Origin of the sequence: Pseudomonas parasichuanensis (assembly GCF_021601385.1) — a bacterium.
Lineage (GTDB): Bacteria > Pseudomonadota > Gammaproteobacteria > Pseudomonadales > Pseudomonadaceae > Aquipseudomonas > Aquipseudomonas parasichuanensis.
Window position 1 is genome coordinate 1 of the sequence record NZ_BQHO01000005.1, and the last position, 25,823, is coordinate 25,823.

25 protein-coding genes are annotated in these 25,823 nt (G+C 63.8%); 9 read left to right on the forward strand and 16 right to left on the reverse strand.

All coding sequences use genetic code 11. From position 1 onward, the window contains the following. The first annotated feature begins 36 nt into the window (after positions 1 to 36). Complete coding sequence (lon, locus tag L6D77_RS05610; protein WP_232883338.1) at positions 37 to 2,460, forward strand: endopeptidase La; 2,424 nt, start codon at positions 37 to 39, stop codon at positions 2,458 to 2,460. A 33-nt stretch (positions 2,461 to 2,493) separates the two neighbouring features. Here the strand turns inward: lon and L6D77_RS05615 are convergent, their stop codons facing one another. The 3 genes from L6D77_RS05615 to L6D77_RS05625 are packed head-to-tail and all read right to left on the reverse strand — an operon-like array spanning position 2,494 to position 5,865. Then, positions 2,494 to 3,639 (reverse strand): alpha-xenorhabdolysin family binary toxin subunit A, encoded by a 1,146-nt coding sequence (locus L6D77_RS05615; RefSeq protein WP_232883337.1) that lies wholly within the window; start codon positions 3,637 to 3,639, stop codon positions 2,494 to 2,496. Positions 3,640 to 3,698: 59 nt separating this feature from the next. Then, on the reverse strand, positions 3,699 to 4,691 hold the full coding sequence (locus L6D77_RS05620; RefSeq protein ID WP_232883336.1) for an alpha-xenorhabdolysin family binary toxin subunit B: 993 nt from the start codon (positions 4,689 to 4,691) through the stop codon (positions 3,699 to 3,701). 13 nt (positions 4,692 to 4,704) lie between these two features. Continuing rightward, the gene (locus tag L6D77_RS05625; protein ID WP_232883335.1) at positions 4,705 to 5,865 is read right to left on the reverse strand and encodes an alpha-xenorhabdolysin family binary toxin subunit A; all 1,161 of its coding nucleotides are present in this window, start codon (positions 5,863 to 5,865) and stop codon (positions 4,705 to 4,707) included. Between the two features lie 126 nt (positions 5,866 to 5,991). On the opposite strand from L6D77_RS05625, the gene L6D77_RS05630 reads away from it, so the two are divergent. The 3 genes from L6D77_RS05630 (at position 5,992) to cmoB (ending at position 8,170) form a co-directional block, all read left to right on the forward strand. Further along, a complete protein-coding gene (locus L6D77_RS05630; RefSeq protein WP_232883334.1) occupies positions 5,992 to 6,384 on the forward strand; it encodes a protease inhibitor I42 family protein in 393 nt (130 codons plus the stop codon). A gap of 89 nt (positions 6,385 to 6,473) precedes the next feature. Then, positions 6,474 to 7,217: a carboxy-S-adenosyl-L-methionine synthase CmoA gene (gene cmoA / locus L6D77_RS05635; protein ID WP_232883333.1), complete on the forward strand. Its 744-nt coding sequence runs from the start codon at positions 6,474 to 6,476 to the stop codon at positions 7,215 to 7,217. Continuing rightward, positions 7,214 to 8,170 carry a tRNA 5-methoxyuridine(34)/uridine 5-oxyacetic acid(34) synthase CmoB gene (cmoB, locus tag L6D77_RS05640; protein ID WP_232883332.1) on the forward strand — a complete coding sequence of 319 codons (957 nt, stop codon included), beginning with the start codon at positions 7,214 to 7,216 and terminating at the stop codon, positions 8,168 to 8,170. Before cmoA ends, cmoB begins: the two co-directional genes overlap by 4 nt. 69 nt (positions 8,171 to 8,239) lie before the next feature. Here cmoB and L6D77_RS05645 read toward each other — a convergent pair whose 3' ends face one another. Next, complete coding sequence (locus L6D77_RS05645; RefSeq protein WP_232883331.1) at positions 8,240 to 8,443, reverse strand: hypothetical protein; 204 nt, start codon at positions 8,441 to 8,443, stop codon at positions 8,240 to 8,242. A gap of 304 nt (positions 8,444 to 8,747) precedes the next feature. Between L6D77_RS05645 and L6D77_RS05650 the strand changes: the two genes are divergently transcribed. Then, the gene (locus L6D77_RS05650; RefSeq protein ID WP_232883330.1) at positions 8,748 to 9,422 is read left to right on the forward strand and encodes a heavy metal response regulator transcription factor; all 675 of its coding nucleotides are present in this window, start codon (positions 8,748 to 8,750) and stop codon (positions 9,420 to 9,422) included. Further along, positions 9,419 to 10,804 (forward strand): heavy metal sensor histidine kinase, encoded by a 1,386-nt coding sequence (locus L6D77_RS05655; RefSeq protein WP_236170027.1) that lies wholly within the window; start codon positions 9,419 to 9,421, stop codon positions 10,802 to 10,804. Before L6D77_RS05650 ends, L6D77_RS05655 begins: the two co-directional genes overlap by 4 nt. Positions 10,805 to 10,931: 127 nt before the next feature. On the opposite strand, the gene pdxJ is transcribed toward L6D77_RS05655, so the two are convergent. The 10 genes from pdxJ to rpoE form a co-directional block, all read right to left on the reverse strand. Beyond that, positions 10,932 to 11,654, reverse strand: coding sequence for a pyridoxine 5'-phosphate synthase (gene pdxJ, locus L6D77_RS05660; protein ID WP_269807519.1), 723 nt, complete (start codon positions 11,652 to 11,654; stop codon positions 10,932 to 10,934). 62 nt (positions 11,655 to 11,716) lie between these two features. After that, the gene (gene recO, locus L6D77_RS05665) at positions 11,717 to 12,400 is read right to left on the reverse strand and encodes a DNA repair protein RecO (RefSeq protein WP_232883327.1); all 684 of its coding nucleotides are present in this window, start codon (positions 12,398 to 12,400) and stop codon (positions 11,717 to 11,719) included. Between the two features lie 175 nt (positions 12,401 to 12,575). Beyond that, positions 12,576 to 13,478, reverse strand: a complete 903-nt coding sequence (era, locus tag L6D77_RS05670) for a GTPase Era (RefSeq protein ID WP_031315023.1) — start codon at positions 13,476 to 13,478, stop codon at positions 12,576 to 12,578. Further along, positions 13,471 to 14,160 carry a ribonuclease III gene (rnc, locus tag L6D77_RS05675; RefSeq protein WP_110993796.1) on the reverse strand — a complete coding sequence of 230 codons (690 nt, stop codon included), beginning with the start codon at positions 14,158 to 14,160 and terminating at the stop codon, positions 13,471 to 13,473. Before rnc ends, era begins: the two co-directional genes overlap by 8 nt. A gap of 160 nt (positions 14,161 to 14,320) precedes the next feature. Then, entirely contained in the window at positions 14,321 to 15,175 is an 855-nt protein-coding gene (lepB, locus tag L6D77_RS05680; RefSeq protein ID WP_232883326.1) for a signal peptidase I, read from the reverse strand. Between the two features lie 5 nt (positions 15,176 to 15,180). Then, positions 15,181 to 16,980: a translation elongation factor 4 gene (lepA, locus tag L6D77_RS05685; RefSeq protein WP_232883325.1), complete on the reverse strand. Its 1,800-nt coding sequence runs from the start codon at positions 16,978 to 16,980 to the stop codon at positions 15,181 to 15,183. A 328-nt stretch (positions 16,981 to 17,308) separates the two neighbouring features. Then, positions 17,309 to 18,709, reverse strand: a complete 1,401-nt coding sequence (locus L6D77_RS05690; RefSeq protein WP_373870575.1) for a DegQ family serine endoprotease — start codon at positions 18,707 to 18,709, stop codon at positions 17,309 to 17,311. 204 nt (positions 18,710 to 18,913) lie between these two features. After that, positions 18,914 to 19,879, reverse strand: a complete 966-nt coding sequence (locus L6D77_RS05695; RefSeq protein ID WP_232883323.1) for a MucB/RseB C-terminal domain-containing protein — start codon at positions 19,877 to 19,879, stop codon at positions 18,914 to 18,916. An 11-nt stretch (positions 19,880 to 19,890) separates the two neighbouring features. Continuing rightward, positions 19,891 to 20,481, reverse strand: a complete 591-nt coding sequence (locus tag L6D77_RS05700) for a sigma-E factor negative regulatory protein (RefSeq protein ID WP_110993791.1) — start codon at positions 20,479 to 20,481, stop codon at positions 19,891 to 19,893. 31 nt (positions 20,482 to 20,512) lie between these two features. After that, the gene (gene rpoE / locus L6D77_RS05705) at positions 20,513 to 21,094 is read right to left on the reverse strand and encodes an RNA polymerase sigma factor RpoE/AlgU (protein WP_010220971.1); all 582 of its coding nucleotides are present in this window, start codon (positions 21,092 to 21,094) and stop codon (positions 20,513 to 20,515) included. 437 nt (positions 21,095 to 21,531) lie between these two features. Between rpoE and nadB the strand changes: the two genes are divergently transcribed. Continuing rightward, the gene (nadB, locus tag L6D77_RS05710; RefSeq protein WP_232883322.1) at positions 21,532 to 23,148 is read left to right on the forward strand and encodes an L-aspartate oxidase; all 1,617 of its coding nucleotides are present in this window, start codon (positions 21,532 to 21,534) and stop codon (positions 23,146 to 23,148) included. On the opposite strand, the gene L6D77_RS05715 is transcribed toward nadB, so the two are convergent. Then, positions 23,117 to 23,569: a protein YgfX gene (locus L6D77_RS05715; protein ID WP_232883321.1), complete on the reverse strand. Its 453-nt coding sequence runs from the start codon at positions 23,567 to 23,569 to the stop codon at positions 23,117 to 23,119. The two genes, nadB and L6D77_RS05715, sit on opposite strands and share 32 nt — an antisense overlap. Further along, a complete protein-coding gene (locus tag L6D77_RS05720) occupies positions 23,553 to 23,807 on the reverse strand; it encodes an FAD assembly factor SdhE (RefSeq protein ID WP_110993788.1) in 255 nt (84 codons plus the stop codon). Before L6D77_RS05720 ends, L6D77_RS05715 begins: the two co-directional genes overlap by 17 nt. A gap of 133 nt (positions 23,808 to 23,940) precedes the next feature. On the opposite strand from L6D77_RS05720, the gene ygfZ reads away from it, so the two are divergent. Further along, the gene (ygfZ, locus tag L6D77_RS05725; RefSeq protein WP_232883320.1) at positions 23,941 to 24,882 is read left to right on the forward strand and encodes a CAF17-like 4Fe-4S cluster assembly/insertion protein YgfZ; all 942 of its coding nucleotides are present in this window, start codon (positions 23,941 to 23,943) and stop codon (positions 24,880 to 24,882) included. Between the two features lie 55 nt (positions 24,883 to 24,937). Beyond that, positions 24,938 to 25,744 (forward strand): HDOD domain-containing protein, encoded by an 807-nt coding sequence (locus L6D77_RS05730; protein WP_232883319.1) that lies wholly within the window; start codon positions 24,938 to 24,940, stop codon positions 25,742 to 25,744. Positions 25,745 to 25,823: the final 79 nt, after the last annotated feature.

The window sequence follows — 25,823 nt, forward strand, 5'->3', positions numbered from 1 at the left end:
CCATCTAAGCACCATAGCCATTCACGCAGGTGCCCCATGAGCGACCAGCAGGATTTCCCGGACCGCCCCGACGAACACAGCGAAGTCGAACACCCCGATCACGCGACCGGCGCCGGCCACCACCTCGCCCTGCCCGGCCAGCAGTTGCCGGACAAGGTCTACGTGATCCCGATCCACAACCGCCCGTTCTTCCCCGCGCAAGTGCTGCCGGTAATCGTCAATGAAGAGCCCTGGGCCGAAACCCTCGACCTGGTGGCCAAGACCCCGCACCACTCGCTGGCGCTGTTCTTCATGGACACCCCGGCCGAAGACCATCGCCACTTCGACACCAAGGCCCTGCCCCAGTACGGCACCCTGGTGAAGGTGCACCACGCCAGCCGCGAAGGCGGCAAGCTGCAGTTCGTCGCCCAGGGCCTCACCCGGGTGCGCATCCGCACCTGGCTCAAGCACCACCGCCCGCCCTACCTGGTGGAAGTCGAGTACCCGCACCAGCCGGCGCAGCCCACCGATGAGGTGAAGGCCTACGGCATGGCGCTGATCAACGCGATCAAGGAACTGCTGCCGCTCAACCCGCTGTACAGCGAAGAGCTGAAGAACTACCTCAACCGCTTCAGCCCCAACGACCCGTCGCCGCTCACCGACTTCGCCGCCGCGCTCACTTCCGCCACCGGCAACCAGCTGCAGGAAGTGCTGGACTGCGTGCCCATGCTCAAGCGCATGGAAAAAGTGCTGCCGATGCTGCGCAAGGAAGTCGAAGTCGCGCACCTGCAAAACGAGATTTCCGCCGAGGTGAACCGGCAGATCGGTGAGCACCAGCGCGAATTCTTCCTCAAGGAACAGCTCAAGGTCATCCAGCAGGAGCTGGGCCTGACCAAGGACGACCGCAGCGCCGATGTCGAGCAGTTCCAGCAGCGCCTGCAGGACAAGACCCTGCCCGAGCAGGCGAAGAAACGCATCGACGAAGAGATGGGCAAGCTGGCCATCCTCGAGACCGGCTCCCCGGAATACGCCGTCACCCGCAACTACCTGGACTGGGCCACCGCCCTGCCCTGGGGCGTGTATGGCAAGGACAAGCTCGACCTCGTACACGCGCGCAAAGTGCTCGACCGCCACCACGCCGGGCTCGACGACATCAAGGAGCGCATCCTCGAATTCCTCGCCGTCGGCGCCTGGAAAGGCGAGATCAGCGGCTCGATCGTGCTGCTGGTGGGCCCGCCCGGGGTGGGCAAGACCAGTATCGGCAAGTCCATTGCCGAGTCCCTTGGGCGGCCGTTCTACCGTTTCAGCGTCGGCGGCATGCGTGACGAGGCCGAGATCAAGGGGCACCGGCGCACCTACATCGGCGCCCAGCCGGGCAAGCTGGTGCAGGCGCTGAAGGAAGTCGAGGTGATGAACCCGGTGATCATGCTCGACGAGATCGACAAGATGGGCCAGAGCTACCAGGGCGACCCGGCCTCGGCGCTGCTGGAAACCCTCGACCCCGAGCAGAACGTCGACTTCCTCGACCATTACCTGGACCTGCGCCTGGACCTGTCCAAGGTGCTGTTCGTCTGCACCGCCAACACCCTGGACTCGATCCCCGGGCCGTTGCTCGACCGCATGGAAGTGATCCGCCTGTCCGGCTACATCACCGAAGAGAAGCTCGCCATCGCCAAGCGCCACCTGTGGCCCAAGCAGCTGGAAAAGGCCGGTGTCTCGAAGAGCAGCCTGAGCATCAGCGACAGCGCCCTGCGCACGGTGATCGAAGGCTATGCCCGCGAGGCTGGTGTGCGCCAGCTGGAGAAACAGCTCGGCAAGCTGGTGCGCAAGGCGGTGGTCAAGCTCCTGGAAGCCCCGGACGCCAAACTGAAGATCGGCAACAAGGAGCTTGAGCCGGCCCTCGGCATGCCGGTGTTCCGCAGCGAGCAAGTGCTGGCCGGCAAGGGCGTGATCACCGGCCTGGCCTGGACCAGCATGGGCGGCGCCACCCTGCCGATCGAGGCCACGCGCATCCACACCCTCAACCGCGGCCTCAAGCTCACCGGCCAGTTGGGGGATGTGATGAAGGAGTCGGCAGAGATCGCCTACAGCTATGTCAGCTCGAATCTGAAGCAGTTCGGTGGCACGCCGGGCTACTTCAACGAGGCTTTCATTCACCTGCACGTGCCCGAAGGCGCCACCCCCAAGGATGGCCCCAGCGCCGGTGTGACCATGGCCAGCGCGCTGTTGTCGCTGGCCCGCGACCAGGCGCCGAAGAAAGGCGTGGCCATGACCGGCGAGCTGACCCTGACCGGGCAGGTGTTGCCGATTGGCGGGGTACGCGAGAAGGTCATCGCCGCACGGCGGCAGAAGATCTTCGAGCTGATCCTGCCCGAGGCCAACCGCGGTGATTTCGCGGAGTTGCCGGCGTATTTGAAAGAGGGCCTGACCGTTCATTTCGCCAAGCGCTTTGCGGAAGTGGCGAAGGTACTTTTCAGCTAAGGGAACAGTGTAGGCGGGCTGACAGCGCCCGCCCTACCCGAACAGCTTGCTCATGCCCCCGGCATGCTCGCCGATAGTCGCCCACTGGCCGAGGAACTGCCTGAAGTGGAACATGAACGTAGCCAGTTGCTGGCGAGTGTTCATGCGCAGCAGGCGTTCCATGGCACTCTCCAGATAGGCCTCGATGGTCTGCCAGGCGGTGTGCAAATGACCGCTGGCGATCACCACATCCCACAGTTCGATGTCCAGTAGCTGCATATGGCCTTCAAGCTGGCTGACCCGGCCCTCGACTCGGCGGTGCTGCGCCAGACGCTGGCTGAGCTGCTGGTGACGCTGCTCCAGCGCCCTGATCTGGGCCCGCGCGTTCGCAGCCTTGCGCCCATAGATCGAGCGGCTGATGAGGAAGCCAAACAGGCCACCTGCCCAACCGGCCGAAGACTGCTTCGAGTAACGCAGGTAATCGCGCTGCAGCGCCCTGATGTCTTCATTGAGCATCTCCAGCTCCCAACTCAGGTCGAGGGGCCCTGACGAGCCGGCAAAGCGCTTTGCCGCACGGCACTTTTCCAGGATGGGCGGTATCAGCCGCTCACGGGCGGTATCGCGAAAGATCGTCAGGCCAATACGCAAGGTGTCGACCTGCTGGTCGTAGTCATCCACCAGCCCGTGCAATCGCACCAGCTCGCTCCCCATCACGGCAAGCACCTGTCGGTCATGGCTGTCGAGCTCGACGGGCGGCGCTTGCAGCAGGCTTTCCCAGCTTTGCTTGTTGGCGCCAAGGGCGCGCGTGCGAGCGGCCAAGGCCACCACTTTGCTCCCTTGCACGTCAATGCTGGCGGCATGCTTTTGCAACCCGGCGGTGACCCGCTGGCATTGCACGCGCAAGCCCATCCAGCTGTCACCATGTGCCCGCAACTGCTGAAACAACGACAGCATGCTCTGGGGTATCAGCTCAGGCTCGCTGATCCAGTCGTACCCCAGCCACTCCCGGGTCTGTGCGATGTTAGAAGGCAGCTGCTGCACACTCGCACGGTAAGCATCAAGTGCCTGTAAGGCCGGCCGGGTGACCAGCATGCCCGCCTGGCCGTGGCCTTCACGTTCGTCCATCGCCTCGATCAGCGCACCCGGCTGCATGATCGCCCTGGTTTGCTGTTCATCGAAGCTCAATTGTCTTGGGTTCATTCCCATACTCCAGGTAGAAGGCACCGTCCGCCAATGCCCCGGCTGACGGTGCCTGGACCTCAGAAGGCCCGACGGTCCTGTTCGAGCAGGCTACGCAGGAAGCCGAGCAAGGCCGCGAACGCCTGCACCACGGAGGTGACATCACTGGCAGTGGCCATTGCATGGCTGGCGATCTGCGTCTGCCGGGCCTGCAACGAAAGACGCAGAACATTGATCGCGCTGTCCCACTGCGCACGCAGCTCGAGCAGGCGCGGCAAGTCGTCCAGCGCTGCCAGGTTGCTGCGCAACTCGGCCCGCGCTCGGGCCAACTCGCGCAGCTTGCGAGCCAGGCCGTTGAGGCGTTCCTGCAGCGCACGGCGCTCACGCTGCAGCTGTTCGTAGCGCATGCCTTCGATCAGATCGCCCAACAGTACTTTGAGCTGCTCCACCGCCTGGGTCACAACCTCGGCCGTGACCAGCGCCTCACCGCCCGGGGCCGCCAGCTTCTGCAAGTCGGTGAGCGACGGTACTACACCGCCAAAACGTGTTTGCAGGCCGTTGGCTTCCAGGGTGGCAATGGCCTTGAGCACGCTCTCAACCTTGGCGGCCTCACGCCCATGCTCTTCAGTCAGCTGCCGCTCGGTGCCCGAGGTTGCTTGTTGCTGCTTGAGCAGGCGCTGCTGGTCGCCCTGCCCGTCCAGCGCCGGCAGGGCGGCAAGCGCCTGGCGCTCGCTTGCCAGGTGAGCCAGCAACCGGCCCAACAGTGTCGCGACAGCGTCGCGGGTTTCTCCGGCGAGGCCGATCAGTTCGCCGCCATCATCGTCGCCTAAGGCATCCAGGATATCGGCCAGAGGATCGCCGGCCAGTTCGGCAACCAGGCGTTGGGCATTGCCAGCCAATTGCCGGCGGCAGTTGTCGAACAGCTTCATGTGCCGCTCAAGGCCCTCTTGAAGCACTGGCGCGAATTTCAGCGCGCCCTGCTGCCAGGCAGTGGTGAACGCGCGATTGGCAGCCAGGATGGGCTCCATCTGCGGCGCATCGGAAGGCTGCAGGTAAGTGACATTGTCATTCATGCTCGTTCACCTTTTATTGGGCCGAGGCGGCTTCGTCGAAAATGCGGGTTAGTTGCAGGCTGGTTTTCTCGATAGCGGCCCACTGTTTGAAGAACTGCTTGAAATGCAGCCCGAAAATCGCCAGCCGTTGGGTATCGTTGATACGGTCAAGACGCGAGATGGAGGTATCGATGTAAGCACCAACGATGCCCCACGCTGTTTGCAGGTGGGACGCGGAAGTCACCACATCCTGCAGCCGGGTATCGAGTTCGTTGACGAAGGTGGCCAGCGTTTCCATGCGCCCTTCCAGGTTGACTCGCTGGGTCAACTGCTCACTGAAAGAGTGCCGCTCAGCCTGACGTTTCTTGCGTTCCTTGCGCACTTTCTCGGCTTTGCTGCCATAGATGCCGCCGGTGATGATCGCCCCAATCGGGCCAGCGGCCAGCCCGCCCAAGGCCAGCTTGAGGTATTGGTCGTATTCCTTGCTCAACGCCTCGATTTCAGCGTCCAGCTCGGCCATGAGGCCACGCAGGCGCTCGACCTCACCATCGTTCTGCTTGCGCTCGACGGCCTGGCCCTTGGTCTTCACCGCGGGAATCAACTTGAAGCGGGCGGTATCGCGAAATGACTCGGTTTCCTGCTGCACGGCAGTGACCTGAACGGCGTAGGCACGTACATCCTCGTTGAGAAACTGCATGTACTCGACCAGCGTCGACACCGCATTCCGGTCGCTGGTACCCAACGCCAGCGGGGCACGCAAAGCAACATCCTGCCATTGGCTTTCCCTGTTCACCTTGAGGATCTCGCCGGTCAGCTCGATGATCGCCTCGCCGGCGCTACCGATCGCGTTGGCGGTCGACGCCAGCTGGCTGGCGAGGCGCTTGCTGTTGTCCGAGAGCGGCGCCCAGCCGCGCGCGTGGGTGCGCAGGTCGGCGAACAGCTTGCCCCATGCAGCCGGCTTGAGCTCTGGCTCATTGATATCGGTGTAGCCCAGCCAGCGCTGCAGATTGTCGGTGGTGGCGGGCAAGGCAAAGACGAAGTTGACGTAGCGATTGATGGTGATGATGTGCTCGCGGCTGAGGGTCAAGCCCCCCTCCCCTTCACCATCACGCTCGGCCATGGCCTTGACCAGCTTGCCCGGCACGATTGCAGCATCCTGTTGCAGCTGATCATAATCAGCCCTGATTGCGTTCATGGTCCTGCTCCCTTGATTCGAGCCTGGACAGGCTCGGGAGGAGCAACCCTAGGTATCCCGTACATCCGATAGCAGCGGGCAGCTGTTCCTGCCCGGCTGGTTTTTCCCCCTCGACCCGGAGCCACCATGCCCTACCACCGCGCACTGTTTCTGTTTGGCCTGGCGCTGTTAAGTGCCTGCGCGCAACAGCCGCAACGCACCGTCGAACTGGACGCCGAAAGCGAATGCCCGACGCGCCTGCAGGTCGGCCAGAACATGACCCTCACCCTGCCCAGCAACCCCACCACCGGTTATCGCTGGCTGTTGCAGAACCCGGCCCCGGAGATCCTGCGCGCCCTCGGCCCCGAGGTGTACAGCAGCCCCGAGCAAGCCGGCATCGTCGGCAGCGGCGGGCTCTCCACCTGGCGTTTCCAGGCCAAGGCTGCCGGCGAGGGCCACCTGATCCTGGTCTACCAGCAGCCCTGGGCCCCGGAAGTGCGGCCGGTGCAGACCTTCGATTGCGCCATTCGGGTCAAGTGAGCCTGCGGCGCCGGTCAGCCAGTCATGCAAGCTTGCCGTGGTTTGGCTAGAATGCCGCCCCTGTAGATTGCCAGCCGCCCGGACCCTTCGTGAGCAAACAACCCGACCGCCTTTTCGCCCAGCCCCTGGAGCAGGTACCCGACTTCGTCTTCAACGAGGACGTGGTGCAGGTGTTCCCGGACATGATCAAGCGCTCGGTGCCCGGTTACCCGACCATCGTCGAGAACCTCGGCGTGCTGGCCGCGCGCTTCGCCCAACCGAATACCGCGCTGTACGACCTCGGCGCCTCGCTGGGCGCGGTGACCCAGGCCCTGCGCCGGCATGTGCGCAGCGACGGCTGCCGGGTGATCGCGGTGGACAATTCCGCCGCCATGGTCGAACGCTGCCGCCAGTACCTCACGGCCCAGGATTCGATGTTCCAGGAACTGTTGCCGGTACAGGTGCTGGAGGCCGACATCCTGTCGTTGCCGTTCGAGCCCGCCTCGGTGGTGGCGATGAACTTCACCCTGCAGTTCATCGCCCCCGAACAACGCCTGGAGCTGCTCGGCCGTATCCGCCAGGCGCTGCTGCCAGGCGGTGCGCTGATCCTCTCGGAAAAGCTGCGCTTCGCCGATGACCAGCAACAGCAACTGCTCAACGACCTGCACCTGGACTTCAAGCGGGCCAATGGCTACAGCGAACTGGAAATCGCCCAGAAGCGCAGCGCCATCGAAAACGTGATGAAGCCCGATACGTTGGAAACCCATACCGAGCGCCTGCGCGCCGCCGGTTTCTCCAAAGTCGTGCCCTGGTTCCAATGCCTTAACTTCGCCTCGCTGATAGCCCTGCCATGATCGATCTGTCCCCCCTCGTCCGCCGCCTGGCGGGCACGCCCCTTGCCACCTGGTCCCAGGGCCTGCAGGCACAACTCGAAGCCAAGCTGGAAAAGGGCCACGGCGACCTCGACCGCTGGCGCGGCGCGCTCGATGCGCTGCCGCAACTGATGCCGAGCGAAGTCGACCTGGCCAACGGCCTGCGCCTGGACTGCGACTGCGACGACGCCACCCGTGCGCAGATGCGCCAGGCCCTGATGGGGCTGTCGCCGTGGCGCAAGGGGCCGTTCGACCTGTTCGGCGTGCACGTGGACACCGAATGGCGCTCGGACTGGAAATGGTCGCGGGTCGGCCCGCACCTGGACCTTAAGGGCAAGCGCGTGCTCGACGTGGGTTGCGGCAATGGCTACTACCAGTGGCGCATGCTCGGCGCCGGTGCCGACATGGTCATCGGTGTCGACCCCAACTGGCTGTTCTTCTGCCAGTTCCAGGCGGTGCAGCAGTACCTGCCGGACTTGCCGGCCTGGCACCTGCCGTTCGCCCTGGAAGAGCTGCCGGCCAACCTGGAAGGTTTCGATACCGTGTTCTCCATGGGCGTGTTCTACCACCGCCGCTCGCCCATCGAGCACCTGCTGGCGCTCAAGGACTGCCTGGTGAAAGGCGGCGAGCTGGTGCTGGAAACCCTGGTGATCGAGGGGGATGAAAACCAGGTGCTGGTGCCTGAGGACCGTTATGCGCAAATGCGCAACGTGTGGTTCCTGCCCTCGGTGCCGGCGCTGGAGCGCTGGCTGCGCCGCGCCGGGTTCAGCGATGTGCGCTGCGTCGATGTCAGCGTCACCAGCGTCGAGGAGCAGCGCAGCACCGAGTGGATGCGCTACCAGTCGCTGGGCGACTTCCTCGACCCGAACGACCACGGCAAGACCGTCGAAGGCCTGCCGGCGCCGCGCCGCGCCACGCTGCTGGCGCGCAAATAAAAAAGGCGCCCAAGAGGGGCGCCTGAATACACCTGCGGCGAGGAGCTGTCGCGGCGCAGGTGGCGGTACTCAATCCTTGGCCAACTCGCGGGCCTTCTCTTGGGCCTTGCGCTCGCGCTCGGCCACGGCCTGTTGCTTGTCGCCGTACAGGCGCGCCTGGTCCTCGCGGAACGCCTGCCAGAACTGCTTGGAACGCTCCGCGCCACCCTCGGCGAAAACGCTGGTGCTGCCCAGGGCGAGGATCGCCAGCAGCAGGTATTTGTTCAGGTTCATCGTGCTTGCCTCGTGATAACCGTTTCGACAGGGTCATCATCGCAAGGGGTAGCTAACGCCAAGGTGAGGCGCAGATTACAGTGCTGCAAGACTGGCCTCATCGGCGGCAAGCCCCCACTTAACGGGCTCCTACAAAAAAACTGTCTTGCAGGCGATGGGCCGGGCCTGTCACGCACATGACCCGCGTATTACAAATCCGTTATCCCCGCCGTTTACCCATTCGCATCCAGTAACATCCTCACCGCTTGACCCTGATGTCACTACAGGGTCGAGAATCGCCCCCTTTCCGCAACCCGAGCCCACCATGCGCCTATTGATCATCGAGGACGAACCCCGCACCGCCGATTACCTGCAGCAGGGCCTGCGCGAGAACGGCTACGTGGTCGACTGTGCCCACACCGGCACTGACGGCCTGCACCTGGCCCGCCAGCAGCCCTACGACCTGGTGATCCTCGACGTCAACCTGCCAGAGCTCGATGGCTGGAGCGTGTTGCAGCGCCTGCGGGCCGAGTCGTCCACGCGGATCATGATGCTCACCGCCCATGGCCGCCTGGCCGATCGGGTCAAGGGCCTGGACCTGGGCGCCGACGACTACCTGCTCAAGCCCTTCGAATTCCCCGAACTGCTGGCGCGTATTCGCAGCCTGCTGCGGCGCAACGACCAGCGCCTGCAACCGAGCACCCTGAGAGTCGCCGACCTGGAGCTCGACCCCGGCCGCCACCGCGCCTTCCGCGGCGGCCAGCGCATCGACCTGACCGCCAAGGAGTTCGCCCTGCTGCACCTGCTGATGCGCCAGAGCGGCGAAGTACTGTCGCGCACGCAGATCATCTCGCTGGTATGGGACATGAACTTCGATTGCGACACCAACGTGGTCGAGGTGTCGATCCGCCGCCTGCGGGCGAAGATCGACGACCCCTTCGAGGACAAGCTGATCCATACCCTGCGTGGCGTTGGCTATGTGCTTGAGGCGCGGGCGTGAAGCGCGCGACCCTGTCACTGCGCCTGGGCCTGACCGTCACGCTGATGGGCGCGGCGTTGGTGCTGTTGCTGGCCACCCTGGCGGTGTTCGCCCTCGACCACGAGTTGGACAGCCGTGCGCGCAAGGACCTGGCGCGCAAGATGCAACAGGTCGAGCACAACCTGCGGGTCGACCTGCGCAGCGACGACCTGGGCGCCCGCGCCCACCCACTGCTCGACCTGGTGATGGGCCATGACAACCTGAGCCTCAGTGTCATGGCCACCAGTGGCCGCCACCCGGCCCTGCTCAGCCTTGGCCCGGCCCTGCAATCCCGGCACCTGCTGGAAATGGCCGCCAGCCCCCGGCTGGTGTTCCACGAATGGCGCGACGATCAAGGCAACGAAGTGCTCACCGCCAGCCGCTTGATGTTGCTGCGCGACGACACCCCGGTGAACGTGCTGATGTCGCTCAACCGCGGCGACGACAACGCCTTGCTCCAGGCCTACCTGCATTCGACCCTGCTCGCCTTGCCGCTGTTGCTGCTGCTGATCGGTATCGCGGCCTGGAAACTGGTGCAGCGCGACCTGCGCCCGCTGCGTCACTTTCGCCGTATCGCCGGCCAGGTGTCGGCCCAGGATCTGGACCACCGCCTGCCGGTGGACGGCCTGCCGACGGAGCTGGCCGACCTGGCCCGGGCCATCAACGTCATGCTCGACCGCCTCGATCAGGGCGTGCGCCAGTTGTCGCAGTTCTCCGACGACCTGGCCCACGAACTGCGCACGCCGATCGGCAACCTGATGGGCAAGGCCCAGGTGACCCTGGCCCGCGAGCGCGATGGCGACAAATACCGTGAAGCGCTGGAAGACAGTGTCGAGGAGCTGACCCGGCTCAACCGCATCATCAACGACATGCTGTTCCTGGCGCAGGTCAGCCAGCCCCAGAGCCAGGTTGCGCTGCAGCCGGTGGCACTGGCCGACGAGGTGGCCCGGGTGAGCGAGCTGTTTGCCTTCAGTGCCGAACTCAAGGGCATCACCCTGGAACTGCAAGGCTGGGGGACAGCGCTGGCGGACAAGCTGATGTTCCAGCGGGCGCTGTCGAACTTGCTGAGCAATGCGATACGGCATAGCCCGGAAGGGCAAAAGGTGACCGTGGGGATCGAGCGGCTGGGCGATGAAGTCGGGGTCTGGGTGGAAAACCATGGGGCTGGCATTGGCGAGGCGCATTTGCCGCACCTGTTCGAGCGTTTCTACCGGGCTGGCAGCGGGCGGTCACGGCTGGAGGGGGGGACCGGGCTGGGGTTGGCCATTGTGAAGTCGATCATGCAGTTGCATGGGGGGCGGGTTGAGGTGCGTAGCCGGGCCGAGGGGCCGACGCGCTTCACCCTGGTATTCCAAGCAGAATGAGGCACTGGCAATGCCGGCCTCTTCGCGAGTAAACCCGCTCCCACAGAATTCGTGCACGCCTTGAGGCCTGCGAAGAATCTGTGGGAGCGGGTTTACCCGCGAAAAGGCCGGTGCTGCCAAACATCAATTAGCGCGAAGCGGCGACGATCAGCGCTTTCATCTCGGCCACGGCGGCCTTGAAGCCAACGAACAGCGCATGGGCCACCAGCGCATGGCCGATGTTCAGCTCGTTGATGCCCTTGATCGCAGCCACGGCTTCGACGTTGTGGTAATGCAGGCCATGGCCTGCGTTGACGATCAGCCCCTGGCCGATACCGAACGCCACGCCATCGACAATACGCTGCAGCTCTTCGGCCACCTCGGTTGGGGTTTCGGCATCCGCGTAACGGCCGGTGTGCAGTTCGATGGCCGGGGCACCGACGCGGCGCGAGGCTTCGATCTGGCGCTCATCGGCATCGATGAACAGCGACACTTCGGCGCCGGTGCGCGACAGGCGCTCGACCGCGGCCTTGATCCGCGCTTCCTGGCCAGCCACATCCAGGCCACCTTCGGTGGTCAATTCCTGGCGGGTTTCCGGGACCAGGCAGATATGTGCCGGGCGGATCTTCTCGGCGAACAGCATCATCTCTTCGGTGACGCCCATCTCGAAGTTCATGCGGGTCTGCAGCACGTCCTTGAGCACCAGCACGTCGCGCTCCTGGATGTGCCGGCGGTCTTCGCGCAGGTGCACGGTGATGCCGTCGGCACCCGCTTCCTCGGCGTCCAGCGCGGCCTTGACCGGGTCTGGATAGCGGGTGCCCCGGGCCTGGCGCAGGGTCGCCACGTGGTCGATGTTGACGCCGAGAAGCATGCGGTTGCTGTGAGTCACGAAGGGGCACTCCTGAAAGTTGAGGGCCACAGCATACGTGCTGATCAGCGCTTGCGAAACAGTTCCCGGCTGACCAGTGGCTTGGGCCCCAGGTGCACCGCCAGGGCCTGGCGCATCAGGCGCTTGGCGGCGAGCAAGGCGCCGGGGGCGTCCCAGTCGGCCTGGGCCAGGGCCTGCAACACGGAGCCTGTGAACAACCCGGGCTGGAACAGCTCGACCCGTTGCAGGCCGGCGTCCACCTGCAGGCGATAAAGGCCCTCGGCGACGACCGGGTCGTCATTCACGTCATGTTCCAGCGAGAAGGCGTAACCCAGTTCGTCCAGCAACCGCCATTCGAACGAGCGCAGCAGCGGCTCCAGCGGTCGGCCGGCGGCCAGGGCTTGCAGGGTCAGGGTGTAATGCTCGAACAGCGCGGGCTGCGGTGCCTCGGCGGGCAACAGGCGCATCAGCAGTTCGTTGAGGTAGAGGCCGCTGAACAGCGCGTCGCCGTGCAGCCAGGCGGCGATGCCGCTGCTGTCCAGGTGCCATACGGTCTTCAGCTCACCACGGCCGCGCAGTTCCACCTCCAGTGGCACGAACGGCCGCACCAGGCTGCCACCCTTGCCCCGCGCCCGGCGCAGTACCGCGCGCACCCGCCCCTGGGGCGTGAGGAAATCCACCAGGGCGCTGGTTTCCTTGTAGGGGCGGGTGTGCAGCACGTAGGCCGGCTGGGGGGTGGGTTGGTCCATGGAGACTCACTCAGGCCTGGTGTCGCGAACCTGTAGGAGCGGCCCTGTGCCGCGAAAGGGCCGTAAAGCGGCCCTCAGATTTCAGCGTCGATGCGCAGATTGCCGGGGCCGCTCTGCGGCCCGTTCGCGGCACAAGGCCGCTCCTACAGGCAGAGCAGATTCGCTCGGGATGGGCTTACAGGTCGCCGTAACCCAGCGAACGCAGGGCGCGCTCGTCGTCGGACCAGCCGCCTTTGACCTTGACCCACAGGTTGAGCATGACCTTGGAATCGAACAGCACTTCCATGTCCTTGCGCGCTTCGGAGCCAATGCGTTTGATGCGCTCGCCCTTGTCGCCAATGATGATTTTCTTCTGGCCGTCACGCTCGACCAGGATCAGCGCATGGATGTGCAGCACATGGCCCTGCTGCTTGAACTCTTCGATTTCCACGGTGATCTGGTACGGCAGCTCCGCACCCAGCTGGCGCATGATTTTCTCGCGGACCAGTTCGGCGGCGAGGAAGCGGCTGCTGCGGTCGGTGATCTGGTCTTCCGGGAAGAAGTGGTCGTTCTCCGGCAGGTGCTTGGCGATCTGGGCTTCCAGCGCCTCGAGGTTGTGCCCCTGTTGCGCGGAAATCGGCATCACTTCGGCGTTCGGCAGTTGTTCCTGCAGCCACTGCAGGTGCGGGATCAGCTCGGCCTTCTCTTCCATGCGGTCGGTCTTGTTGACCGCGATGATCAGGGGGCCGGTGACGTACTGCACGCGCTCGAGCACCAGCTGGTCCTCGTCGGTCCACTTGGTGCGGTCAACCACGAAGATCACCACGTCGACATCTTTCAATGCCGCCGAGGCGTTGCGGTTCATGTAGCGGTTGAGCGCCTTGTCGTTGGCCTTGTGCATGCCGGGGGTGTCGACGTAGATCGCCTGCACGTCACCCTCGGTCTTGATGCCGAGCATGTTGTGGCGGGTAGTCTGCGGCTTGCGCGAGGTGATCGCCAGCTTCTGGCCGAGGATGTGGTTGAGCAGCGTCGACTTGCCGACGTTGGGGCGGCCGACGATGGCGACATAGCCGCAGCGGGTCGAAGTGTTCTCAGTCATTGCCATTCTCCACGCCCAGGGCGATCAATGCGGCGGCGGCGGCGACCTGTTCGGCAATACGCCGGCTTACGCCCTGGCCACGGCTTTTCTTGTTCAGCAGGACCACTTCGCATTCGACGAGGAAGGTCCGGCAGTGCGGTTCGCCCTGGATGTCCACCACTTCGTAACGTGGCAGCTCGCAGGCACGCGACTGCAGGAACTCCTGCAGGCGGGTCTTGGGGTCTTTATTGGTGTCGACCAGGGTCAGGCCTTCGAACTCGTCGGTCAGCCAGGCCAGGATGCGCTCGCGCGCGGTCTGCATGTCGGCGTCCTGGTAGATGGCGCCAATCAGCGCTTCGAGGGCGTCGGCGAGGATCGACTCGCGGCGGAAACCGCCGCTCTTGAGCTCGCCCGAACCCAGGCGCAGGTACTCGCCCAGGTCGAAGCCGCGGGCCAGGCGGGCCAGGGTTTCGCCCTTGACCAGGCGCGCACGCAGGCGCGACAGCTGGCCTTCCCGGGCCTGCGGGAAGCGCTCGAACAGCGCTTCGCCGACCACGAAGTTGAGAATGGCATCGCCAAGGAATTCCAGGCGCTCGTTGTTGCGCCCGGCATAACTGCGATGGGTCAGGGCCAGCAGCATCTGGTCCTGATCCTTGAAGGTGTAGCCGAGCTTGCGCTCCAGGCGGGCAAGGGAAGCACTCATGGGGCCACCCGTACAATGTTCAACGCGTTGTTCAAATCAACATCCTGAAAGACGGTTTGGCTGTGGTCCGACATCAAAATGGCGAAACCTCTCACTCCCTGAGAACACAGCCTATGTCAGAAAAGCAATCGGCGCTGTCCGCAGACAGCGCCGTTGATACTTAGTGGATCAGGCCGACCCGCGACAGGTTGGGCAGGTGGCTGAGTTTCGGCTCAGGCCAGCTCATCCACACCGCGAACGCCTTGCCGACGATGTTCCGGTCCGGAACCATGCCGTGCAGCTCTTTGGGGATGTTCGGATCATCCCAGTAGCGGCTGTCGTTGGAGTTGTCGCGGTTGTCACCCATCATGAAGTAATGCCCGGCAGGCACGGTCCATTGCTGGTCCGGCGGCATGCGGTAGCGGGTCATTTCCTTGCGGATCAGGTGCTCGACTTCGCCGAGTTTTTCCTTGTACAGCTCGGCACTGCCCAAGGTGCCCGGCTCGCTGCCGACCAGTTGCTCGGTGACCGCCTGGCCATTGACGAACAGGCGCTTGTCGTTGGTGTAGCGGATCTGGTCGCCCGGCAGGCCGATTACCCGCTTGATGTAGTTGACGTTCGGGTCGCTGGGGTAGCGGAACACCATCACATCGCCGCGCTGCGGGTCACCGACTTCGATGACCTTCTTGTCGATCACCGGCAGGCGGATGCCGTAGGAGAACTTGTTCACCAGGATGAAATCGCCCACTTCCAGGGTCGGTTTCATCGAACCCGACGGGATCTGGAACGGCTCAACCAGGAACGAACGCAGCACCAGCACGATGAACAGTACCGGGAAGAACGACTTGCCGTACTCGACCAGCAACGGCTCCTTGTTCAGGCGTTCGACCACGGCCATTTCTGGCTGGTTGACGCTGCCCTGGTAGGTGGCGATCGCCGCACGCCGGCGCGGGGCCAGGAACAGCAGGTCGATCAGACCCAACAGGCCGCAGACGGCAACGGCGATGACGAGCAACAGCGGGAAATTTAGCGACATAGGACCTAGCTATCCAACCTGAGCACGGCGAGGAAGGCTTCCTGTGGAATTTCCACGTTGCCGACCTGTTTCATGCGTTTCTTACCGGCCTTCTGCTTCTCCAGCAGCTTCTTCTTACGGCTCACGTCGCCACCGTAGCACTTGGCCAGTACGTTCTTTCTGAGCGCCTTGACGGTTGTCCGCGCAATGATCTGGCCGCCAATGGCTGCCTGGATCGCCACGTCGAACATCTGCCGAGGGATCAGCTCCTTCATCTTCTCGGTCAACGCACGGCCTTTGTAGGCGGCGTTGTCACGGTGCACGATCAGTGCCAGGGCATCGACCTTGTCGCCGTTGATCAGCACGTCCAGCTTGACCAGGTTGGCCGACTGGTAGCGGTCGAAATGATAGTCCAGCGAGGCATAACCGCGGCTGGTGGACTTGAGGCGGTCGAAGAAGTCCAGCACCACTTCGTTCATCGGCATGTCGTAACGCACTTGCACCTGGCTGCCGAGGAACTGCATGTCGCGCTGAACGCCACGCTTCTCGATGCACAGGGTGATGACGTTGCCCAGGTGCTCCTGCGGTACCAGGATGGTGGCGGTGACGATCGGCTCGCGGAAATCGGTGACGGACGACACATCAGGCAGCTTCGACGGGTTGTCGACGACGATGGTTTCGCCGGTCTTGAGCTCCAGCTCGTAGATCACGCTTGGTGCGGTGGTGATCAGGTCCAGGTCGTACTCGCGCTCCAGGCGCTCCTGGATGATCTCCATGTGCAGCATGCCGAGGAAGCCGCAACGGAAGCCGAAGCCCAGGGCATCGGAACTTTCCGGCATGTATTGCAGCGACGAGTCGTTCAGGGTGAGCTTCTGCAGCGCGTCGCGGAAGTCCTCGAAGTCGTCGGAGCTCACCGGGAACAGACCGGCGTACACCTGCGGCTGGATCTTCTTGAAGCCTGCGAGCACTTCGACTTCGGGGGTCGAGGACAGGGTCAGGGTGTCACCGACCGGCGCACCGTGAATGTCCTTGATGCTGGCGATGATGAAGCCCACTTCACCGGCCTTCAGATCGGCAGTTTGCGTGTGCTTGGGGGTGAACACGCCAACGCTGTCGACCAGGTGCACCTTGCCGGTGGACTTGACCAGGATCTTGTCGCCCTTCTTGACGCGGCCCTGGCGCACGCGCACCAGCGAGACCACGCCCAGGTAGTTGTCGAACCAGGAGTCGATGATCAGCGCCTGCAGCGGCGCGTCGATCTCGCCTTCTGGCGCGGGGATGGTCTGCACCAGGCGCTCGAGCACCTCGTCCACGCCCATGCCGCTCTTGGCACTGCACGCCACGGCGTCGGTGGCGTCGATGCCGATGATCTTCTCGATCTCGTCCTTGACGCGGTCCGGGTCGGCCTGGGGCAGGTCCATCTTGTTCAGCACCGGCATGACTTCCAGGCCCTGCTCGATGGCGGTGTAGCAGTTGGCGACCGACTGGGCCTCGACGCCCTGGCCGGCGTCGACCACCAGCAGTGCACCCTCGCACGCGGCCAGCGAACGCGAAACTTCATAGGTGAAGTCGACGTGGCCGGGGGTGTCGATGAAGTTCAGCTGGTAGGTTTTGCCGTCCTGCGCCTTGTAGTGCAGGGTGACGCTGTGGGCCTTGATGGTGATCCCGCGCTCGCGCTCCAGGTCCATGGAATCGAGGACCTGGGCCTCCATTTCGCGCGCCGACAGGCCACCGCACATCTGGATGAAACGGTCGGCCAGCGTCGACTTGCCATGGTCGATGTGGGCGATGATGGAGAAATTGCGGATATGACTCAAATCACTCACGGGTCAACACTCGAAAAGGCTGCGAGCCGGACGCCCGCCGAAAAATAGCCGGGAATTGTACCTCAAGCCGGAGGGATATGGGAGGTTCCTCTATCGGCCAGCGGCATCACCCTGCGGCTGCGCTGAGAAAAACATGTACTTGTGGGAGCGGGCTTGCCCGCGAACACCGGCAAAGCCGGTGCCCTCCAACGCAGCGCCTGCTTCGCGGGCAAGCCCGCTCCCACAGGGCCCGCAATGCCTGCCAGCGCCGCAGATTGTCCCATAGCAAATTGAGAGCGCTCATGAAAAAGGGCAGCCAACGCTGCCCTTTTCCTACCTAACAATCCGCTTATTCAGCCAGCTTGAAGGTGATGAAGCTTGCGCGCCCCTGGCGCAGCACGCGCATCGACACCGAACGGTTCTTCGGCAGGTCCTTGGCAATTTCGGTGAATTCCTTGGCCGAGCCGATGGCCTGGTTGTTCAAGTGGCTGATGACATCGCCCGGACGCAGGCCGATCAGCGCTGCCGGGCCGTCCTGGACTTCCTTGATCACCACGCCGCCCTTGAGCTCCAGCGACTTCTTCTGCTCAGCGGTCAGGTCAGCAACCGAAACGCCCAAACGGTTGCTACTGCGCTCGACGCTGCCCTGGGCACCGGTGCCGATGTCAGCCTCTTCATCCGGCAGGGCGCCAACGGTGACATCGAGGTTCTGGCGCTTGCCATTGCGGATGATCTCAAGTTTGGCCTTGGCGCCATCCTTGAGGCTGCCGACCAGGTGCGGCAGGTCGGCCGACATGACGATCGGCTGGCCATTCATGCTCAGAATCACGTCCCCCACCTGCAGCCCGCCCTTGGCCGCCGGGCCGTCTTCCAGCACCTGGGCTACCAGGGCGCCAGCCGGTTTGTCTAGGCCGAAGGATTCAGCCAGGTCCTTGTTAACCTCCTGGATCACCACGCCCAGCCAGCCGCGACTGACCTTGCCGTCTTTCTTCAACTGGTTGGAGACGTCGATCGCCACGTCGATCGGGATGGCGAACGACAGGCCCATGAATCCACCGGAACGGGTGAAGATCTGCGAGTTGATACCCACCACCTCGCCATTCATGTTGAACAACGGGCCGCCGGAGTTGCCCGGGTTGATCGCCACGTCGGTCTGGATGAACGGCACATAGGTGTCGTTGGGCAAGGTACGGCCCTTGGCGCTGACGATGCCTTTGGTCACCGAATGATCGAAGCCGAACGGCGAACCGATGGCCAGCACCCACTCACCCACCTTGAGTTTTTCCGAGTCGCCCAGCTTGACGGTCGGCAGGTTCTTGCCCTCGACCTTGAGCAGGGCCACGTCGGTACGCGGGTCGGTGCCGACCAGCTTGGCCTGCAGCTCACTGCGGTCGGACAGACGGACGATGATTTCGTCGGCATCGGCGACCACATGGTTGTTGGTCAGCACGTAGCCATCGCTGGAAATGATGAAGCCCGAACCCAGCGACTGCGCCTCGCGCTGGCGATCGCCACGAGGCGAGCGCGGCTGCTGCGGCATGTTGCGTTCGAAGAACTCGCGGAACATCGGCGGCAGGCCTTCGAGGTCGGGCATCTGCCCGGCGGCGATGCGCCGGTCCGGCAGTTTCTGCTTGGTACTGATGTTGACCACCGCCGGCGAAGCCTGCTCGACCAGCGTGGTGAAGTCCGGCAGGGCTTCCTGGGCTTGGGCGGTCAGCACCTGGCCGAGCATCAGCACGGCGGCGAACATCGATAGGTAGGGTTTCAAGCGTGGTATTGACATACGGCTCCCGTCACAACGAGCGTAGTTAGCAGTTAGGCCTTGCAGACGCAGGAAAGGCCAGACTCCAAGAAGAGCCTGACCTATAGAAAATTTGTGGCTGGATTGCAAATGACAATGGGTTAATTTCATGTCAGCTCTGTGTAACAAGAGCTTTCAGAACACGCGACCCCGTCACTGACGGGCCTGGGCATCCTGGGCCCGCATCGACAAGGCGACGCGCTCGGCAGTGCCCAGCGGAATTTCGCCGACCACGGTGACCATCACCTTGCCCTTGGGCGTGTTGAGATGCCGCGAGACCGCGACGGTCGGGCCGAGCTGAGTGCGGGTATCAGTGCCCGAATTGTCGCTGATCGGCTCGAGGAACACCGAGAAGCGGGTCAGGCCGTCGTCATACATCAGGCTGCTGACCGTACTCTTGCGGTCCGGGTCACGGCGTACGCTGCTATTGATCAGCTCGAAGCCTGGCGGCAGCCAGTCCGAGCGCCAGCCAGCGACTGCTTGCGAGGTAGTGGACGTCACCCGCTCAACCGGCTTGCAGGCAGCACTGGCACCGAGATCAGCGTCGCTCGGCAGGTCATTGGTATCCAGGCGGGTCATCTGAAAGCGCTCAAGCAGTTGCCCTTTGTCGTTGATCATCAACGAGCGCAGCGGCAAGCCGGTCTGGCGATCCAGGTGAAGCTCGAAGGCATAACGGTGCTGGTCACGCGGGGTAAGGGTCACGATCACTGCGTCGCGCCCGGCAACGCGTGACTTGCCTGCCACGCTCAGGTCGTACCAGCTCATCAGTTTCAAAGGGTCAAGCATGCGCGGGGCGGCATCGGGCGGCGCACTCACGCCACTGACCAAGGCGCCACTGACGCATTGCACCTTGCCATCGACGCGCACGATTTCCTGAGCCGAGCCATCGAGCTGAAGTAGCCGCTCGCTGACCTTGCCATCCTGGACGCGATGCCAGATATCGTGCGTGGAGAAGCTGCCATTGCGTTCGTAGACGAACGACCCCTGGTAACTCTGCTTCTGTTCAGCCTGTGCCAGCTTGTTCAGCCACTCGCTCGCCTCGGGCGAGGAGTTGGCCGCGTAGGCCTGCAGCGTCAGGCTGCTGCCAAGCAGCAGCGACAGGAGAGGTAGCGCGCGCATGATCCTCCTTACTAGCGGTTTTCCAGGCTGGCAGCGCGTGCGTAAGGCAGAGCGGTTTCGGTGCCTTTGAGCGCGGATTCCTGGGCATGCTGACGCAGATAACCTGGCAGACGCTGATCCCAGCCGGCCTGATTCTGCAGCACACCGTTGGCCATCGGCCCGGTCGGTTGTTCGCTGCTTTCACTATAGCCTGCCAAAACGGCGGGGCCTTGTGCCTGAGGCATGCTCAGCCCCTGCTGGGCAGGCTGCTGGGAAGCCAGTTCGGCACCCGTTATCTCATCCTGGTTGTAGAAGCGCACACCTGCCAGCACGGCAACGGTCACCGAGGCAGCCACGGCCAGGCGGCCAATGCTGCGCCACGGGCCTTGCTTGACCTTGGCAGGCACGGCCTCGTCAGCCAGCGCTGCGGAAACCGCCGAGGCGATATCCAGCTTGGGCAACAGCAGTTCCTTGTGCATCGCTGCACGAGCGACCTGGTAGCGCGACCAGGTGGCACGGGTTTCGGAATCGTCGACGGCATTGAGCACACGACGCAGTTCCAGTTCGTCCGCTTCGTTATCCATTACCGCGGACAGCGATTCCTGCAAAGCTTCACGACTCATGGCGGTTCCTCTCTTGGCTGTCGCCGCTGTCTCAGGTTTCCTGCAACAGCGGTTGCAGGGCTTTGTCTATGGCCTCCCGAGCGCGGAAAATCCGGGAGCGCACGGTACCCACCGGACATTGCATGACACTGGCAATGTCCTCATAACTCAGACCATCGAACTCGCGCAGCGTCAACGCCGTGCGCAGGTCTTCCGGCAGTTGCTGGATGGTGCGATGGACAGTGCCTTCGATTTCATCCCGCAACAACGCGCGCTCTGGGGACTCGAGATCCTTGAGACCATGATCGCCGTCGTAAAACTCCGCATCCTCGGAGCTCACATCGCTGTCTGGCGGCCGTCTTCCACGGGATACCAGATAGTTTTTCGCCGTGTTGATGGCGATGCGGTAGAGCCACGTGTAGAACGCGCTGTCACCGCGGAAATTCCCCAGCGCCCGGTACGCCTTGATGAAGGCTTCCTGCGCCACGTCCTGCGCTTCATGGGTGTCGTGTACGAAACGCACGATCAACCCGAGAATCTTGTGCTGATACTTCAGCACCAACAGATCGAACGCTCGCCTGTCACCGCGCTGCACGCGCTCGACAAGCTGCTGATCCTCTTCCTGGGTTAGCATGAACACTCCTCAGTGAACTCGAAGGAGCGTTGCGACAAGCATCGTTCAGGCTTGCAACCATAGACTCGGGCTTTACGCAAAAGTTCTCCCCTCCAAGCAAGTTTCCTGCGGCCCTTGGTCGGCTCGCACGAAAGGCGCAGCGCGGTCACGGCCGGCTGCGTCGATAATCTGGTTTCAGTACACAGGTGTCAGCCCAAGCAAAGGGCTGCCGCCCTGCGTCGCCGCGGCAAAATGTGGCGTGCGTACAGCCTTCTTAGGATTTCCCTGGCTAGAGGAAAGTTCCCAAAAAGATCGTCTTTGCCCCGCATCCGCCATTGGAAATCCGGCCCCCGGGGCTGCTATAAAGGCATCCCGGCCCGGTTTCACGATAGTTTCACAATGCCATCTGCGCTTGACTATTGTGCCGTGCCCCCTTCGAAGATTACTAGTGTCCCGACATGAGCCAACAATTCCAACATGATGTCCTGGTGATCGGCAGTGGTGCGGCTGGCCTGAGCCTGGCACTGAACCTACCCGGCCACCTGCGCATCGCCGTACTCAGCAAGGGCGACCTGGCCAACGGCTCTACCTTCTGGGCCCAGGGCGGCGTGGCCGCCGTGCTCGACAACACCGATACCGTGCAGTCGCATGTCGAGGACACCCTCAATGCCGGCGGCGGCCTGTGCCACGAGGACGCCGTGCGTTTCACTGTCGAGCACAGCCGCGAAGCGATCGAGTGGCTGATCGAACAGGGCGTGCCGTTCACCCGTGACGAACACTACAGCGTCGACGACGGTGGTTTCGAATTCCACCTCACCCGCGAAGGCGGCCACAGCCACCGGCGCATCATCCATGCCGCCGACGCCACCGGCGCGGCGATCTTCAAGACCTTGCTCGACCAGGCGCGCCAGCGGCCGAACATCGAGCTGCTGGAACAGCGCGTGGCGGTCGACCTGATTACCGAGCGCCGCCTGGGCCTGGGCGGCGACCGTTGCCTGGGCGCTTATGTACTGGACCGCAACACCGGCGAGGTCGATACCTTCGGCGCCCGCTTCACTGTGTTGGCCACAGGCGGCGCGGCCAAAGTCTACCTGTACACCAGCAACCCCGACGGCGCCTGTGGCGACGGTATCGCCATGGCCTGGCGGGCGGGTTGCCGGGTGGCGAACCTGGAGTTCAATCAGTTCCACCCCACTTGCCTGTACCACCCGCAAGCCAAGAGCTTCCTGGTGACCGAGGCCCTGCGTGGCGAGGGCGCCCTGCTGCGCCTGCCCAATGGCGAGCGTTTCATGCCCCGCTTCGACCCGCGCGAAGAGCTGGCACCACGGGACATCGTTGCCCGGGCCATCGACCACGAGATGAAGCGCCTGGGCGTGGATTGCGTGTACCTGGACATCAGCCACAAGCCGGCCGAGTTCATCAAGAGCCACTTCCCCACCGTCTACGAGCGCTGCCTCACCTTCGGCATCGACATCACCCGCCAGCCGATCCCGGTGGTGCCGGCGGCCCATTACACCTGCGGTGGAGTAATGGTCGATGATCGCGGCCATACCGACGTGCCCGGCCTGTACGCCATCGGCGAAACCAGCTTCACCGGCCTGCATGGCGCCAATCGCATGGCCAGTAACTCACTGCTCGAATGCTTCGTCTACGGCCGCGCCGCCGCCGCTGACATCGAAGCGCACCTTGATCAGGTAAACATGCCCCGCGCCCTGCCCTGCTGGGACGCAAGCCAGGTCACCGACTCTGACGAGGACGTGATCATCGCGCACAACTGGGACGAACTGCGGCGCTTCATGTGGGACTACGTCGGCATCGTGCGCACCAGCAAACGCCTTCAGCGCGCCGAGCACCGTGTGCGCATGCTGCTGGACGAGATCGACGAGTTCTACAGCAACTACAAGGTCAGCCGCGACCTGATCGAGCTGCGCAACCTGGCTCAGGTCGCCGAGTTGATGATCCGTTCGGCGATGCAGCGCAAAGAGAGCCGCGGCCTGCACTACACCCTCGACTACCCGGGCATGTTGCCCGAGGCCCACGACACTATCCTGCAGCCACCCACCTTCGCCGGCTGAACTTCAGCCGCACGCGCAAGCGCCGATGCGTTTCAGCGGCCAGTGCATCCCTCACGATGCACTGGCTCTCACTGAGCCAGCGGCCCTTGCGCACGAAGCGCAACACCACCAAACCCGGCTGGGCGATGCTGTCGCGGCACAACCGCACCGGCTGCCAGCCACGGGCACGGCTGTACAAGCGCCAGCCACGCGGGTCGCGGCGCAAGCCGGTGATCGCTTCGGGGTGGGTGAGCAGGATACGGCGGGGAATGGCCCAGCAGGCATGCACCAGGCAAACGACGAACAACAGGCCGCACAACCAGAATGGAAGCGCGGTGACGGCGAGTGTGACCAGCGCCAGCAGCTGACTGGTGAGGTAGGCCGTCAGCAGCAGGCGCGAGCCCTGCCAACGGCACTCGAAACGGTCACTTGGGCTGGACACGGTCCAGGATGATACGGACCATGCGCTGCAGCTCCGGGTCTTCGGACTCGTTGCGTTCCATGAACCAGCCGAACATGTCCTGGTCTTCGCAGCTCAGCAGGCGCACGTAGAGTTCACGGTCGGCTTCGCTCAGGCTGGGGTAGACCTCCTGGGTGAAAGGTACCAGCAGCACGTCCAGTTCCAGCATGCCACGGCGGCTGTGCCAGAAAAGCCGGTTGAGTTCAGTTTGTTCGACCATGGGGCCCTCCTCGAATGGTCGGGCAGTATACCGTGCGGCGCACGAAGCGACACCGGGCGTTGGTCTAGTCACCTACCTATTTTGTTACTGGCGTTCTATGATGGCCGCCAGTCTCTAGCTACCGCGATGACCCATGGCCGATTCCGCTTTTTTCTGTACGCTCGCCCACGAGGGCATCCTCGCTGTGCGCGGCTCCGACGCCGGCAAGTTCCTGCAAGGCCAACTGACCTGCAACATCAACTACCTCAGCGATGAGCACGCCGGCCTCGGCGCGCGCTGCATGGTCAAGGGCCGGATGCAGTCGAGCTTCCGTATCCTCCCGCAGGGCGATGGCTACTTGCTGGCGATGGCCAGCGAGCTGCTTGACGCGCAACTGGCCGACCTGAAGAAGTACGCCGTATTCTCCAAGGCCAAACTGACCGACGAAAGCGCTGCCTGGGCACGCTTTGGCCTGCAGCACGGCGAAGCAGCGCTGCAGGCTCTGGGCCTGAGCGTGCCAGATGCCGCGGGTGCGACCGTACGGCATGACAGCCTGATTGCCGTTCGCGTCTCGGCTGGCCGGGTGGAATTGTGGGTGCCCGCCGAACAGGCCAACGCCGCGCGCGACAAACTTGCCGCCGCACTGCCCGAAGGTTCGCTCAACGACTGGCTGCTGGGCCAGATCCGCGCCGGCATCGGCCAGGTGATGGGCCCGACCCGTGAGCTGTTCATCCCGCAGATGATCAACCTGCAGGCGGTCGATGGCGTGAGCTTCAAGAAAGGCTGCTATACCGGCCAGGAAATCGTCGCGCGCATGCAGTACCTGGGCAAGCTCAAGCGCCGCCAGTACCGCCTGGCGCTTGACCAGGCCGATGTGCCCGCGCCTGGCGCCGAGATCTTCTCGCCCACCCACGGTTCATCGGTCGGTGAAGTGGTGATCGCCGCCAGCGCGGGCAACGGCGTCGAGCTGCTGGCCGTGCTCAGCGCCGACGCGGTGGCCGACGACAACCTGCACCTGGATAGCCTCGAAGGCCCACGCCTGACGCTGCTCAACCTGCCTTACGAACTGGACCGCGACCGGGAAATCCAGCGCTGACCAGCCCGCCCCGCCCGCGTGGCGGGGCCGCATCACCTTTGCCGTAGAGAAGTCCATGAACAAGCTGGCCGAGATGGTCCAAGCACAGTTGCTCACTGCCATCGACAACGACGACCTTGTCCTGCCGACACTTCCGGAAGTCGCCCTGAGCATCCGCGAAGCCGCCGAGGACAGCGAAATCAGCGTCTCGGCCCTGAGCAAGGTGATCGGCCGCGACGCCGCCCTGTCGGCGCGCCTGATCAAGGTGGTCAACAGCCCGCTGCTGCGCGCAGCGGTTGAAGTCACCGACCTGCACACCGCCATCACCCGCCTGGGCATCAACTACAGCTGCAACCTGGCCATTGGCCTGGTGATCGAGCAGATCTTCCACGCCCGCGCCCCGGCGGTCGAGCAGAAGCTGCGCGACATCTGGGCCAACAGCCTTGAAGTCGCCGGCATCAGCTATGAGCTGTGCCGCCGCTATACCCAGCTCAAGCCCGACCAGGCTGCCCTTGGTGGCCTGGTCCACCAGATCGGCGCACTGCCGGTGCTGATCTATGCCCAGGAGCACAACGAACTGCTCTCGGACCCGGTGTGCCTGCACTACGTGATCGAACAGATCCAGCCAGCGTTGGGTGACAAGATCCTCAGCGCCTGGGAATTCCCCGAGCAGTTGGTCAAGCTGCCCGGGCAGGTTCAGGACCTGGACCGGCGTACCGACCGGGTCGACTACATCGATGTGGTGCAGGTCGCGCGTTGCATCAGCCAGCGCGGACGCAGCCGGCCACTGGCGGCGTTGCCCGCCTACCGGCACCTGGGGTTGCCCTATGGGACCGAGTTGAATGTCGAGGAACTGCTGGAAGCGCGGAACATGTTGCGCTGAAGCACAATCGCTCAGTTACCTGACCTAGCCAATCGCTGGCAAGCCAGCTCCCACACGTTTAATCGAACCCTGTGGGAGC